Annotated in this window: 14 protein-coding genes; 10 read left to right on the top strand and 4 right to left on the bottom strand. The window is 61.4% G+C overall.

The features are described from left to right. Nucleotides 1–21 precede the first annotated feature (21 nt). Nucleotides 22–684 carry a response regulator transcription factor gene (locus GDV60_RS02755; protein WP_092237281.1) on the bottom strand — a complete coding sequence of 221 codons (663 nt, stop codon included), beginning with the start codon at nt 682–684 and terminating at the stop codon, nt 22–24. 350 nt (nt 685–1034) lie between these two features. Here GDV60_RS02755 and GDV60_RS02750 point away from each other — a divergent pair, with 350 nt between their 5' ends. The 6 genes from GDV60_RS02750 (at nt 1035) to GDV60_RS02725 (ending at nt 7484) form a co-directional block, all read left to right on the top strand. Next, on the top strand, nt 1035–1613 hold the full coding sequence (locus GDV60_RS02750) for a fimbrial protein (RefSeq protein ID WP_092232880.1): 579 nt from the start codon (nt 1035–1037) through the stop codon (nt 1611–1613). Nucleotides 1614–1692: 79 nt separating this feature from the next. After that, nucleotides 1693–2481: a molecular chaperone gene (locus GDV60_RS02745; RefSeq protein WP_092232878.1), complete on the top strand. Its 789-nt coding sequence runs from the start codon at nt 1693–1695 to the stop codon at nt 2479–2481. Then, nucleotides 2478–3227, top strand: coding sequence for a molecular chaperone (locus tag GDV60_RS02740; RefSeq protein ID WP_256679353.1), 750 nt, complete (start codon nt 2478–2480; stop codon nt 3225–3227). The genes GDV60_RS02745 and GDV60_RS02740 overlap by 4 nt, the downstream gene beginning before the upstream one ends. Before the next feature lie 238 nt (nt 3228–3465). Beyond that, nucleotides 3466–5952: a fimbria/pilus outer membrane usher protein gene (locus tag GDV60_RS02735; RefSeq protein ID WP_159906202.1), complete on the top strand. Its 2487-nt coding sequence runs from the start codon at nt 3466–3468 to the stop codon at nt 5950–5952. Nucleotides 5953–5993: 41 nt separating this feature from the next. Continuing rightward, nucleotides 5994–6938 (top strand): fimbrial protein, encoded by a 945-nt coding sequence (locus GDV60_RS02730; RefSeq protein ID WP_092232872.1) that lies wholly within the window; start codon nt 5994–5996, stop codon nt 6936–6938. Between the two features lie 18 nt (nt 6939–6956). After that, entirely contained in the window at nt 6957–7484 is a 528-nt protein-coding gene (locus GDV60_RS02725) for a fimbrial protein (RefSeq protein ID WP_159906200.1), read from the top strand. Between the two features lie 93 nt (nt 7485–7577). Here the strand turns inward: GDV60_RS02725 and GDV60_RS02720 are convergent, their stop codons facing one another. The 3 genes from GDV60_RS02720 to GDV60_RS02710 all read right to left on the bottom strand — a co-directional run bounded on the left by GDV60_RS02720 (nt 7578) and on the right by GDV60_RS02710 (nt 9484). Then, a complete protein-coding gene (locus tag GDV60_RS02720; RefSeq protein WP_159906198.1) occupies nt 7578–8456 on the bottom strand; it encodes a phasin family protein in 879 nt (292 codons plus the stop codon). An 11-nt stretch (nt 8457–8467) separates the two neighbouring features. Continuing rightward, nucleotides 8468–8890 carry a phasin family protein gene (locus GDV60_RS02715; protein ID WP_092232866.1) on the bottom strand — a complete coding sequence of 141 codons (423 nt, stop codon included), beginning with the start codon at nt 8888–8890 and terminating at the stop codon, nt 8468–8470. Between the two features lie 318 nt (nt 8891–9208). After that, nucleotides 9209–9484, bottom strand: a complete 276-nt coding sequence (locus GDV60_RS02710; RefSeq protein ID WP_070995896.1) for a polyhydroxyalkanoic acid system family protein — start codon at nt 9482–9484, stop codon at nt 9209–9211. 157 nt (nt 9485–9641) lie between these two features. Here GDV60_RS02710 and ubiE point away from each other — a divergent pair, with 157 nt between their 5' ends. From ubiE to hisI, 4 genes are all read left to right on the top strand, one after another. Then, nucleotides 9642–10412 (top strand): bifunctional demethylmenaquinone methyltransferase/2-methoxy-6-polyprenyl-1,4-benzoquinol methylase UbiE, encoded by a 771-nt coding sequence (gene ubiE / locus GDV60_RS02705; RefSeq protein ID WP_003209306.1) that lies wholly within the window; start codon nt 9642–9644, stop codon nt 10410–10412. Next, nucleotides 10412–11035, top strand: coding sequence for an SCP2 domain-containing protein (locus tag GDV60_RS02700; protein WP_159906196.1), 624 nt, complete (start codon nt 10412–10414; stop codon nt 11033–11035). The genes ubiE and GDV60_RS02700 overlap by 1 nt, the downstream gene beginning before the upstream one ends. After that, on the top strand, nt 11032–12636 hold the full coding sequence (gene ubiB / locus GDV60_RS02695) for a ubiquinone biosynthesis regulatory protein kinase UbiB (protein WP_070995898.1): 1605 nt from the start codon (nt 11032–11034) through the stop codon (nt 12634–12636). Before GDV60_RS02700 ends, ubiB begins: the two co-directional genes overlap by 4 nt. 64 nt (nt 12637–12700) lie before the next feature. Next, nucleotides 12701–13093 carry a phosphoribosyl-AMP cyclohydrolase gene (gene hisI / locus GDV60_RS02690; RefSeq protein WP_029296001.1) on the top strand — a complete coding sequence of 131 codons (393 nt, stop codon included), beginning with the start codon at nt 12701–12703 and terminating at the stop codon, nt 13091–13093. Nucleotides 13094–13095 lie beyond the last annotated feature (2 nt).

Raw genomic sequence — 13095 nt, 5'->3', positions numbered from 1 at the left:
CAGGTTCAGCCTCCCGTCAGGTTATCCCGACTTCCTGAACTGGTGCGTGAACTTGAACAGTTCACTGTCGCTGCTGATTCCCAACTTTCGATAAGCCGATTGTTTTTGTGTGCTGATCGTACTTGCACTACGCGAGAACTTTGCCGCAATTGAGTTCACCGACATACCATCCAAAAAACACCGCAGTACTTCTTGCTCCTTGGGTGAGAGACAAGCGTTCAATTGCAACGGCGTTGCAAAGTCCATTTTCGACTTCATGCTCGCGACCTCAAGCACCGATTGCATGCCCTGCAGGGCTGGCACCATACAAGGTTGCAGGTATATGCGGCCCTGGGCGACGGTGCGAATCGCCGTAATCAACTCCGTCAAGTTCTGGGTTTTACCCAGAATCCCCCAACATCCGGCTTTCAATGACAGTGAAACCGTGGCCGGCGTGTAGTGCGAACAGACAATCAACGGCCGGCACTGCCTGAAACGCCTGTTCAGCGCCTGGATCAGGCTGATGCCATCGCTGTCCGAGGGGGCCAGGATAAAGTCCATGACCACCACATCCACCGGGCGCCGGGCCAGCGCTTCCAACAACTCCCGCCCCGTTCCGAATGATCCGACCACGTCCAGATCGGTCTCTTTGCGCAAGCCCAGCTCGATGCCCTGGCGGACCATTGCGTGGTCGTCCAGCAGCATGACGGTATAAGGGGTGGCAATTGAAGTAGGCATAAATAGCCTCGCTTAAATGAATGCAGCAGCACATACCTGATCTGTTACTGCAAGCACGGTATACCCGGCCACACACTAGGATCAATACAACACAGCAATAAGTTAGATGCCTACAGCAATTACCTACAGACCATTCTTAGTACTACAGAAAATTCTGAAATTTATTAATTTTGTTTTCGAACAATTACGAGACAAAACTCGCTACTTCTCTATAGATGCAACGCGCGCAAACAGACAAATTAGGGCTCCCCGCCATTTAAGCACCCAGCGTTTGAAACACTGGCGGGCCACCCCGATGACTCACGACTGGAAACACGATGAAAGGCAACACTGTATCCACGCTTACAGCCGCGCTGGCCTTGGCCGCCGCAGTTTCACAAGCCGCCCACGCAGCAGATGGCGTTATCAACTTCAGCGGTCTGGTGACCGATGTCACCTGCACGATCGAGGGCGCAGCACCGGGCTCTGGGGCAGTGGTCAAGGACATCAACCTGGGGGGCGTGTCGGCTGCGCGCCTGGCCGTCGCAGGCAATCGCGCCAACCTCACGGGCTTCACCATCCGTATTGGCGCCCCCGGCGAAGGCAGTTGCACCAACGGGCGCACCGCCATGGTGGCCTTTGACCCGACCAGCCCGGCCATTGATGTGGCAACCGGGCGCTTGAACATCGACGGTTACGATAATCCGTCCGACAGCAGCAACGCCAAGAACGTACAGATCGAAGTCACCAACCGCGATGGCACGCCGATCAATCTTTACAGCGAGAAATCCACCGGTGTGGTGATCGCCGACAACCAGGCACTGATCCCCCTGGCTGCGCAAATGTACGCCAGCGCGCCTGCCACCGAAGGCAAGGTCAAGACCCGTGTCGGCTTTTTGATCGAGTACGCCGAGTAAGGGCGCAACCAGCCTTGCCAGTGTCGACCTGCGTGAATCGCGCAGGTCGGTACTGCCTGATGCGAAGAGATTTCAGACAATGAAAACAACAAACTGCCGGGTGCTGCTCGCCTGTGCCTGCTGCTTGTTACTGCTGCTGCCCCCGCCATCCCATGCCGGGGTGATTGTTCACGGCACACGGGTGATCTACCCCGCGCAACAGCAGGAGGTGGTGGTGCGCCTGGAGAACAAAGGGACACGTCCCGCGCTGGTGCAAGCCTGGCTGGACGCCGGTGATCGGCATTCGCCCCCCGCGGCGGCGAAAACCCCGTTCACCCTGTCGCCACCGATCTTGCGCATCGAGCCCCACCAGCAACAGGCGATACGCCTGCGGTACACCGGCGAGCCGATAGCCGAGGACCGCGAAAGCCTGTTCTGGCTCAACGTGCTGGAAGTGCCGCCGCTTGCCACCGACGCGATGCAAAAGAACCAGATTGAATTGTCATTCCGCACCCGCTTGCGCGTCTTTCTGCGCCCACAAGCCCTGCCTTACCCGGTCGACAGCGCGCCGGCAAAACTGCAATGGCAACTGCTGGCCCACGAACAAGGCCTGGCCCTGCAAGCCAGCAACCCGACGCCGTACCATATTTCGCTTGCCTCGATCGAGTTGTTGAGCGATGGCCAACGCTTCAGTAAAGCGCCGAACAAAGCCGCCGATGACAGCCTGCTGCTACCGGGTGGAGGCGTGAAGGTGTTTGCACTCCCCCTGCTACGCCAGCGCCCCCACGGCGAGGCCAAAGTGGAGTTCACCACGGTCAGCGATTTTGGCGCCCGCGTACGCCATTCCGTTGACCTTGGCCCTACGCCCGCCAAGCGAGTCACGCCATGAGTGCGACCAACCGCTTCATGACGTTAACCGTTGCGCTGTTGAGCAGCGCCGCCGTGCAAGCGAGCGTTATCGTCAACAGCACCCGCATTGTCTATCCACAGAACGACAACGAAGTGACCGTCCGGCTGGAGAGCAAGAACCAGGCCCCGGTGCTGGTCCAGGCGTGGCTGGACAGCGGCGATGAACAATCCACCCCGGACGTGGCCACCGCACCTTTTGTGGTCATCCCGCCGATCTTTCGCATGGAGCCGGGCAAGCAACAGGTTGTGCGCCTGGCTTATACCGGCCAGAACCTGCCCTCGGCCCAGGAAGGCCTGTTCTGGTTCAACCTGCTGGAGGTGCCCTCAGAGCGCCAGGGCGCTGCACAGAGCAATCAGTTTCAGCTGGCTTTCCGCTCGCGCATCAAGCTGTTCCTGCGCCCGGCCCACCTGCCCTACGGAGTCGAGGCCGCGCCCGGCAAGCTGCAGTGGCAGCGCGTGGCCACCGAGCAGGGCCAGGCTCTGGACGTGTTCAATCCAAGCCCTTACCACGTGACCTTCGAACAGATCCGCGTGCAGGTGGCAGAGCAGCAGCACGTGCGCGAACCCGCGGCCTCGGGTGCTGAAAACATGGTGATACCCGGTGGTCGTCAGCGCTTCGCCTTACCGCGCCTCACCGCGCCGTTGAACCGCTGTGCAAGCCTGGTGTTCGAGACGCTCGACGACTTCGGGGCAAAGGTGCGGCACACCACCGAGGTTTGCCCATGATGGGCCCATGACGGCATCGGTATTGGGAGCTGTGGCGGGCTTTGTTGGGGCTGCTTCGCAGCCCAGCGCGGGGCGAGCCCGCTCGCCACAGTAAGCCCGCTGGCCACAGCAAGCGCCGCGCGATATGGGGCGGCGCGGATTAACCCTTCGATACATGCCTTCGCTGAATGCCCATTGCCCGGGGTAGGGACGCCCTATGCCGGGATTTGGACAGCACTTGCCTTTGAGAATCGTAGATATGAGTTTCAACACCCTGGTGCCTAGCCTGCTGCTGAGCGGCGCCTATGCCATGGGCGCCCACAGTGCCGAACACGTCGAGTTCAACCCGGCCTTCTTCGCCGGTGCAGCAGCGGGTTTGCAGGTCGATATTGCCAAGTTCAACCAGGGTAACGTGGTGCTGCCCGGCAGTTACCGCACCGAGGTACACCTCAACGGGCAGTGGGTCGGACGCGAAACCTTGACCTTCGTCGCACTCGACGGCCAGCGTAGCGCCCAGGTGTGCCTGGAGCGTGATGCGCTGCAGCGGTTTGGCATCGACCTGGGCAGCGCCGCATTTGCCCCCTGCGCCGATATCGCCACTTATCTGCCTGGCGCCAGCGGCCAATTTGACCCAGGCGAAAACCGCCTGGACCTGCAGGTGCCACAGGTTTACCTGGCTCGCCAGGCGCGGGGCTACATCGACCCACGGCACTGGGACAGCGGCATCGATGCCGCCTTTGTGCGCTACAACGCCAATACCTTCAGCACCCAGGCCGGCGGGCGCTCACAGGGCTCGATGTACCTGGGCCTCAACACCGGGCTCAATCTGGGTGATTGGCACTGGCGTCACGACGCCAGTTACAGCCACTCCAACAATGCCAGCGGCTATCAAAGCAACGCCACCTATGTGCAGCGCGAGCTGAGCGCGTGGCAATCACAGTTGATGGTGGGCGAAATCTACACACCGGGGGAGCTGTTCGACAGCGTGCGCCTGCGCGGTGCCAGTGTGTCGAGTGATGACCGCATGCTGCCGGACTCCCTGACCGGTTTTGCGCCCGTGGTGCGCGGCGTCGCCGAGACCAACGCCCGCGTCAGCGTGCGCCAGCGCGGCGTGTTGTTGGACGAAGTCTCCGTCGCGCCCGGCCCCTTTGTGCTCAAGGACTTTTCCCCGACCGGTTATGGCGGCGACCTGAGCGTGACGATCACCGAAGCCGATGGGCGCCAGCGCGCGTTCATCGTGCCGTTCGCCGCCAATGCCAACCTGCTGCGTCCCGGCTATCACCGCCACTCGTTGAGTGTCGGTCAACTTGATGAAATCGGCCTGCGGCATCCGCCCAGCCTGGTGCAGGCCACTTATCAGCATGGCCTGAACAATCTGCTGACCGGCTACACCGGCGCCATGATGGGTGACGACTACCAATCGCAGTTGCTGGGCACGGCATTCAATACGCCATGGGGTGCGCTGTCTGTCGACCTGACCCATTCAAATGCCCATCTGCCGGGTCACGGCTCCCGTGACGGGCAGAGCGTACAACTGCGCTACAGCAAGAACTTCGCAGACACCGGCACCCACTTTGCCCTTGGCGCTTACCGTTACTCCACCACCGGTTTCCTGAGCCTGGGCGACGCTGCGCGCATTCGCGACCTCGCCATCGACGGGCTGAACCTGGACGACGTGACCCGCCTGCGCGCCCGCACGGACCTGAGCCTGAGCCAGGGCGTGGGCAGCGGTTCGGTGTACCTGACAGGTTCTGCACAAAACTACTGGAACCGCGCGCAGGGCAACCTGACGTTCACGGCGGGGTACAGCAGCACCTGGAAAGGCCTTCACTACACCGTCAGCGCCCAACGCAGCCGTGACGTGCTCAGTGAAAGGGTCACTCAGCAAGTAGACGTCACCTTGAGCCTGCCACTGGGCAGCGGCGCCCGCTCGCCAACCTTGACTACCACGGCCTACCGCGGCGACCAAGGCAGCGGTGAGCGGATCAGCCTGGGCGGCAGCCTGGGCGAACACAGTCAACTGAGCTACAGCGTCAGCCGCAGCCGGGCCCAAGGCAGCGGCAGCACCACCAGCGCCGACGCGAAATACCAGACAAACCATGGCGTGCTGTCTGCCGGTTATGGCCAGAGCGACGCCTACCGTTCGACCTCCCTGGGCATGACCGGGGGCATTGTCGCCCACTCGGGCGGGGTGATTTTTGCCCCCGAACTGGGCGATACCCTGGGCATCGTCCAAGCCCCCGACGCCCAGGGCGCGCAAATCAATGGTCACCACCGTTCGCAAGTCACCGACAGCGGCTTTGCCGTGGTGCCCCACCTGACGCCCTACCGCCAGAACATCGTCGAACTGGACCCCAAGGACCTGCCCGTCGATGTCGAGCTCAAGACGGCCTCGCAGAATGTGGCGCCCCGCGCCGGTTCGGTGGTCAAGCTGCAATTCGGCACGATCAGCGGTCAGGCCTTATTGATCACGGCACCGCGCCAGGACCGCAGCCCGCTGCCGTTCGGTGCCGATGTGTTCGACGAGGACGGTGCCAGCGTCGGGGTTGTCGGCCAGGGCGGCAAAGCGTTTGTCCGCGTGGCCCGCCCGTTGGGTCAATTGACCGTCAGGTGGGGCGCCGACGCCAGCACCGCGTGCCAGTTGCACTACGACGTGAACGCCCAGGCGCAGGCGGCTGGCACCCAGCGGCTGCGTCATCTGCACGCAGGCACCTGCCGGGGCGATGCAGCCAACGCCGCGTTGTAGACAGCCACGCACACGCCCTATTTCCCAGCGCAGGACTGACGATGAAACACCCCATCAAACTCATTGCAACACTGCTGATGTCCGGCCTCTCGAGTGCCGCACACGCCGCGTGCGACCGGTATCAGAACGACACACTGACCCTCAACATGCCCGCCACTGTCACCGTACCGGCCAGTCTCCCGGTGGGTGCCGAAATTTTCAGTGGTACCTTCAGCGGCACAGCGCAGGCCTTCACCACGAACTGCCCCACCTGGACACTGTTGACGATCACCGGGCGCTACCAGACCAAAGACCCCGGCTACCCAGCCGCCTATCGCACCGAAGCGCCAGGTGTGGGCGTTCGCCTGAGACTCACGAATGCCGCAGGCATCGATTATCCGTTCGCATTGCATAACCAGCAGAGCAGATTCTCAGGACAAGTCCACAGCTTCACCGGCGCGACGCTGAAGTTCTATAAAACCGGGCCGGTCACCGACGGCACCCTCCCGGCCGGGGCTATCCGGGTGAACCGGATGGACAACACCCCGGAGAGTTTCACCCTGCTGCTCGGCAACGCCGTGCGGTTTGTCAGCCCTGCTGCCACCTGCGACCTGGCAACCGGGGACGTCAACCGCACCATTGCACTCGATCCGGTCAAGGTCAGTACTTTGCAAAACGCCACCTTCACCGGCGCCCGCGACTTCGAGCTCACTGCGATCTGCCAGGATGCCTCCCAGGTCACTTTCCGTTTTTCCGGCACCCCCGCCGGGGGCAACAACGCCCTCTTCGCCAATACCGGCACTGCCGGCGGCGTCGCACTGTGGCTGTATTCGCGGATCAATGGCGCAGTCCAGAACATCAACGCCGACGGCACCAGCGACACACGCACGGTGGTGGTTTCCGGCGATCGCGCAGTCCTGCCGCTGGGCGCGGCTTACCACACAAACGGCACGGTCAGCCAAGGCACCCTCCTCAGCACCGCTACCGTCAACATCACCTACAACTGAATCCCGGAGAACTATCTAATGAGCACCCGCAGACTCTCGCTACTGCTGGCCGTGACGGCTGGCCTCGCGGCCAATACGGCGCACGCAAATGCCACGGGCACCCTGCACTTCAACGGCCAGGTCGAGGCCGGCACGTGCAACCTGGCCGCCGGCGACGAAAACCACACCTTTACGCTGCCGGCCATCAAGATCTCCGACTTCGATGCCGCGCCGAGTGCGGGCGCGTTTGATTTCGAGATTTCGGCCGATTGCGAATCGGACATCCGCCACGTGACGTTCCTGTTCGCCGGCACGCCGTCGACCGGCAATCCGGCATTGTTTTCCAATACGGGGACATCGAAAGGCACGGCCTTGTGGTTGGCACACCGCGCGTCCCCGGTTTTTGCGATTGCTGCCAATGGCAACGTGGCCAAACGCAGCCGCAAGATTGCAACGAACAGCCACAAGGCGGTGATCCCGCTCACGGCGGCGTACCATAAAACCGGCGCAGCGATCAGCCAAGGCACGCTGGTGAGCGCGGTGACCGTTTCAATCACCTACAACTGATGGGTTTGGATGGCGCTGGCGAAATAGCTCGTTGCGCACAATAAAAAACGCCCAACCTTTGCAGGCCGGGCGTTTTCAGGTGTCCCGTAACGATCAGGACTGACTGGTAGGCGGGGTTACCGGCGTGACAGTCGGGGTAGCCGCAGCGGGCGTCGGCGCAGTGGCCGAGTTGGTCGCGGATGCCGTCGTTGCGGGTTTGGCCGCAACGGCTGGCTTTGGTGCTGCTGGCTTCTTGGCTACAGCCGGCTTTTTCGCCGCAGGCTTTGCAGCAGGTTTGGCCGCTGCAGGCTTGGCGGCCGGTTTGGCTGCAACGGGCTTGGCCGCAGGTTTCGCCGCAGCGGTTTTTGCCGCTGGCTTGGCTGCTGGCTTGGCGGCCGGTTTCGCGGCTGGCTTGGCCACAGGTTTTGCAGCAGCTTTGGCAGCCACGGGTTTCTTGGCCGCAGGTTTGGCGGCGGCCTTGACCAACGGTTTGGCTGCGGTTTTCGCTGCAGGCTTGGCTGCCGCGGTTTTCGCAACCGGCTTGGCAGCAGGTTTTGCCGCCGCTTTGGCGGGAGCCACTTTGGCGCCGGTCAGTTTCTCGATCTGCTTGGTCAGGGTATCGACCTTGCTGTGCAGTGCCTTCACTTCATTGCGGCTAGGCACGCCCAGGCGCGAAATGGCACTGTTAAGACGCTTGTCGAGTGCACCTTCCAGTTCGCCCCAGGTACCCAGGACCTGTTTTTTGGCATCACTGATACGGGACTTGGCAGAGCTGGCGCTCGCCTTGGCCGCATCGACTTGTTTACCGACGGTGCTCTTGGTCAACTTCTCGGCCTTCTCGCCGTCTTTAACCAAAGTCTCGAAGAGTTTGCTGCCGTCACTGTCGATCTTCGAGTACACGCCTAAACCAGCCAGCCAGATCTTGCGGGAGTATTCTTCAACTTTCCCGACCCAAGAGCTGCCTTCTTTCTGAGTAGTCTTTTTAACAGCCATCCGATGTCTCCTTAGTGTTTACGCGCGACACGTTCGAGCAATGCCGTTAGCTCATCGAGCTTAGCAGAGAGTGTCTCCACGTCATGTTTAGACGCAATGCCGATACGATTCAAGGCACTTGCGACACGCGCATCAAAAGCCTTCTCGACTTTATCCAGTTGCACTTCCACACGACCTTTGACGTCGCAGACATTGCTCTTGACGTAATCAATCTGACTGTTGGCTGCATCAAGTTGTTCATTCACAACTTTTTTGCCTTTGCTTTCAACATGTTGACCGGACTTAACGAGTTCCTTGAAGTACTCGCTGCCTTCGCTGCCGACCTTCGCGTAAGCCCCCAAACCCGCCAACCAGATCTTGCGAGCATAGGTTTTAACCTCACTCAGAGCGTTGTTTTGGGTGTCGATTTTTTTCTTCAAAATAACTTTGGCCATGGTGCACCTCACGCATAAAAGGGTGGAGGAACTGCCCACAGGAGTTGAGGGCTGACTACAAAGTAGGGAGAAAAATTAGAATCGGCACCCTAACAAGCAGCCCTTTCAAAGGCGCTCAAGTACCACTTCGTGCCCAGTCGTGGCGAGGGAGCTTGTCCCCCGCTGGGCTGCGCAGCAGCCCCAAAGCCTGGCACCTCGGTGTATCTGATAAAAATGAGGTGTGCCTTATTGGGGCTGCTGCGCAGCCCAACGGGGGACGAGCCCCCTCGCCACAACAGCCTACTTGCCACAGTTGAGTGTTTGCGCTGCAAGTACAGGTCAGGCCAGTGCCTTATCCAGGGCCTTTTCGATTTCCGACTTGATGGTGCCACTCATGGCCGACATCAATAGACCCAGCTCCACCTCGATCCTTAAAGAATCCTCGGCTACTTTCACCGTGCCTTTGACCCCGGAGCGCTTGAGGTTCAGCGTATCGCCGGACCACGACGGCTCAAGGCCGTATTGTTCCTTGAGTTTGTGCGCCAACTTGTCGGCCTTCGCCCTGGCGACTTCTTTGCCAAGTGTATGGGCACGTTCAACCTGTATCCGGGCCATGTGAATGACTCCTCGCTGCAAAGACTTATTGAGCCCCTTGTTTACCCGGCCATGCGGCAAAAGGTCTCGGTGGCGATCTATCTTACCTTCAGCCTTGCCAAGACAAAGCAGGCCCTGGGGATTATCATGTCCCGCATTCTCTTTTGGTGACAGCGATATGACTGATCAGCGCAAAGGCAGCGATGCCGAACCCACCACTCACTTCGGCTTCAAGAACGTCCCGGAAAGCCAGAAAGCGGAAAAAGTCGCTGAAGTGTTCCACTCCGTGGCCGCCAAGTACGACCTGATGAACGACGTACTGTCGGGCGGCATGCACCGCCTGTGGAAACGGTTCACTATCGAGTTGTCGGGCGTGCGCACCGGCAACCGGGTGCTGGACATCGCCGGCGGCACAGGCGACCTGGCAGCCAAGTTCTCCAAGCTCGTTGGCCCTACCGGCCAGGTGGTATTGGCCGACATCAATGGCTCGATGCTCAAGGTGGGCCGCGATCGCCTGCTGGACAAGGGCGTGGCGGGCAATATCGAATTCGTCCAGGCCGACGCTGAAAAGCTGCCGTTCCCCGACAACCATTTCGACTGCGTGACCATCGCCTTCGGCCTGCGCAACGTGACCCATAAAGAAGACGCCCTGCGCTCGATGCTGCGGGTGCTCAAGCCGGGCGGCCGCCTGCTGGTGCTGGAGTTCTCCAAGCCGACCAACGCGCTGATGTCCAAGGTCTACGACACCTACTCGTTCGCCTTCATGCCGTTGATGGGCAAGCTGATCACCAATGACGCCGAAAGCTATCGCTACCTGGCCGAATCGATCCGCATGCACCCGAACCAGGAAACCCTGAAGTCGATGATGGTCGAGGCCGGTTTCGACCGCGTGACCTACCACAACATGACCTCCGGCATCGTTGCCCTGCACCGCGGCATCAAACCCTGATGTTGTTCACGGGCCTTCTCGCCAGCGCCGAACACGGCCTCAACCGTGTCCTGCGCCTGGACAGCACCGCTCTGGCGCGGCTGGCGCACCTCAATGGCAAGATCATTGCCGTCGATTGCACCAGCCCCGCCTTGCAACTGTTCATCCTGCCCAGCGATGAAGGCCTGTTGCTGGCGGCACACTGGGCCGCCGATGCCGACTGCACCCTGCGTGCCTCCGGCTCAAGCCTGCTGCGCCTGGCCATGAGCCGGGACAAGACCGCGATCCTGCACGGCCCGGACGTGGAGCTTGAAGGCGATAGCGCGGTGCTGATGGACCTGGCCGCCGTGCTGCAAGACCTGGAGCTGGACTGGGAATACGAGCTGTCCCGCTGGCTCGGCCCCGTGGCCACCCAACTGATCAGCGGGCACCTGCGCAGCCGCTCGCGCTGGTACCAACAGGGTTTCGCCAGCCTCAATCAAAACCTCGCCGAATACCTGAGCGAAGAATCGCGCACCCTCGTCGGACAACGGGAAGCCGAAGCGCGCTTTCGTGAACTCGACCAGGCCAAACTCGACCTGGAACGGCTTGAGGCGCGCTTCGAGCGCCTGAGCCGCTCCCTTGATCCAAGCGATAACGCATGAAGCTGCTCGCCGTCCGCCGTCTGTTCCGAATCCAACGCGTCGTCATTCGCTACCGCCTCGATGACCTGCTGTTCGCCCTGCCGCTGCCGTGGTTTCTGCTGGCGGTGCGCTATGTGCTGCCGTGGCGCTGGTTCCCGCGCAAGACCCTGGACCTGAGCCGTGGTGCGCGCCTGCGCCTGGCCTTGCAGGACCTGGGGCCGATCTTCATCAAGTTCGGGCAGATCCTGTCCACCCGCCGTGACCTGCTGCCCGAAGATATCGCCGACGAGCTGATGCTGCTGCAAGACCGCGTGCCGCCGTTCGACTCACAGCAATCGATGAAGCTGATCGAAGAACAGCTGGGCAAGAAAATCAGCGAAGTGTTCAGCCGGTTCGACGTCGAGCCCCTGGCCTCGGCTTCGGTCGCCCAGGTGCATGCCGCGCAGCTGAAAACCGGCGAAGAAGTCGTGGTCAAGGTGATCCGCCCTGGCCTCAAGCCGATCATCGGCCAGGACCTGGCGTGGCTGTTCATCCTTGCCCGCGCCGCCGAGCGGTTCTCTGCCGATGCGCGCCTGCTGCACCCGGTGGACGTGGTCGCCGACTACGAAAAAACCATCTACGACGAACTCGACCTGCTGCGCGAGGCGGCCAACGCCAGCCAGCTCAAGCGTAACTTCGAGGGCTCGCCGCTGCTGTATGTGCCGCAGGTGTATTGGGACTGGTGCCGGCCGAAAGTGCTGGTGATGGAGCGTATCTACGGGGTGCAGGTCACCGACCTGGCGACCCTGGCCGACCAGCGCACCGATATGAAGATGCTCGCCGAACGCGGTGTGGAGATTTTCTTTACCCAGGTGTTTCGCGACAGTTTCTTCCACGCCGACATGCACCCCGGCAATATCTTCGTCAGTACGGTGAACCCGTGGAGCCCGCAGTACATCGCCATCGACTGTGGCATCGTCGGCAGCCTCACCCCCGAGGACCAGGACTACCTGGCGCGCAACCTGTTTGCCTTCTTCAAGCGTGACTACCGCCGCGTGGCGCAATTGCACATCGATTCGGGCTGGGTGCCGGCCGAAACCAAGCTCAATGAGTTCGAAGCGGCGATCCGCACCGTGTGCGAGCCGATCTTCGAAAAACCGTTAAAAGATATTTCCTTCGGCCAGGTACTGATGCGCCTGTTCCAGACGGCGCGGCGCTTCAATATGGAAGTGCAGCCGCAACTGGTACTGCTGCAAAAGACCCTGCTCAATATCGAAGGCCTGGGCCGCCAGCTGTACCCGGACCTGGACCTGTGGAACACCGCACAACCGTTCCTTGAGCGCTGGATGCGCGAGCGCGTCAGCCCGAAAACCCTGCTGGGCAACCTGCAAAGCCAGGTCGAGCAATTGCCGCACCTGGCCAACATGACCCGCGACCTGCTCGAGCGCATGTCCCAGCCCCACGCCAAGGACCCGGCGCCGCCGTGGCACCAGCGCAAGGACGACTGGTTCCTGCGCCTGCTGGGCGCGGCGCACCTGGGCGCTGGCGCGGTGCTTGCCGTCGGCGGGCCGTTGCACGAACTGGGTCACTGGCCGGCCGCAATCATGGTCGCCGTGGGCCTTTATCTGGTCGTGCGTCGATAGGCCGACCGGTTATACACTGTTGCACAATGCCGGGGCGGGCCACGCACGGCTGTCGGAGTCGAAGATGAAAGACTGGCTGGACGAGATCAAGTGGGACAGTGACGGCCTGGTGCCAGCCATTGCCCAGGACCACAAGACCGGGCGCATCCTGATGATGGCCTGGATGAACCGCGAGGCCCTGAGCCTGACTGCCGCCGAGCAGCGTGCCATCTACTGGTCACGTTCCCGTGGCAAACTGTGGCGCAAGGGCGAAGAGTCCGGGCATGTGCAAAAACTGCACGAGATGCGCCTGGATTGCGACGCCGATGTGATCGTGCTGATGGTCGAGCAGATCGGCGACATCGCCTGTCATACCGGCCGCCACAGCTGCTTCTACCGGGTGTTCGAGAACGGCGCGTGGAAAACCGTCGAGCCGGTGCTCAAAGACCCGCACGCCATTTACTCGGCAGGACATTGAAC

Source organism: Pseudomonas sp. DTU12.1 (assembly GCF_009873475.1).
Lineage (GTDB): Bacteria > Pseudomonadota > Gammaproteobacteria > Pseudomonadales > Pseudomonadaceae > Aquipseudomonas > Aquipseudomonas proteolytica.
This window is presented reverse-complemented; position numbering and strand designations above follow the sequence as displayed.

Coding starts and splice junctions, on each gene's coding strand:
- GDV60_RS02755 (WP_092237281.1), bottom strand. CDS start 684: ATGCTGCTGGACGACCACGCAATGGTCCGCCAGGGCATCGAGCTGGGC.
- GDV60_RS02750 (WP_092232880.1), top strand. CDS start 1,035: ATGAAAGGCAACACTGTATCCACGCTTACAGCCGCGCTGGCCTTGGCC.
- GDV60_RS02745 (WP_092232878.1), top strand. CDS start 1,693: ATGAAAACAACAAACTGCCGGGTGCTGCTCGCCTGTGCCTGCTGCTTG.
- GDV60_RS02740 (WP_256679353.1), top strand. CDS start 2,478: ATGAGTGCGACCAACCGCTTCATGACGTTAACCGTTGCGCTGTTGAGC.
- GDV60_RS02735 (WP_159906202.1), top strand. CDS start 3,466: ATGAGTTTCAACACCCTGGTGCCTAGCCTGCTGCTGAGCGGCGCCTAT.
- GDV60_RS02730 (WP_092232872.1), top strand. CDS start 5,994: ATGAAACACCCCATCAAACTCATTGCAACACTGCTGATGTCCGGCCTC.
- GDV60_RS02725 (WP_159906200.1), top strand. CDS start 6,957: ATGAGCACCCGCAGACTCTCGCTACTGCTGGCCGTGACGGCTGGCCTC.
- GDV60_RS02720 (WP_159906198.1), bottom strand. CDS start 8,456: ATGGCTGTTAAAAAGACTACTCAGAAAGAAGGCAGCTCTTGGGTCGGG.
- GDV60_RS02715 (WP_092232866.1), bottom strand. CDS start 8,890: ATGGCCAAAGTTATTTTGAAGAAAAAAATCGACACCCAAAACAACGCT.
- GDV60_RS02710 (WP_070995896.1), bottom strand. CDS start 9,484: ATGGCCCGGATACAGGTTGAACGTGCCCATACACTTGGCAAAGAAGTC.
- ubiE (WP_003209306.1), top strand. CDS start 9,642: ATGACTGATCAGCGCAAAGGCAGCGATGCCGAACCCACCACTCACTTC.
- GDV60_RS02700 (WP_159906196.1), top strand. CDS start 10,412: ATGTTGTTCACGGGCCTTCTCGCCAGCGCCGAACACGGCCTCAACCGT.
- ubiB (WP_070995898.1), top strand. CDS start 11,032: ATGAAGCTGCTCGCCGTCCGCCGTCTGTTCCGAATCCAACGCGTCGTC.
- hisI (WP_029296001.1), top strand. CDS start 12,701: ATGAAAGACTGGCTGGACGAGATCAAGTGGGACAGTGACGGCCTGGTG.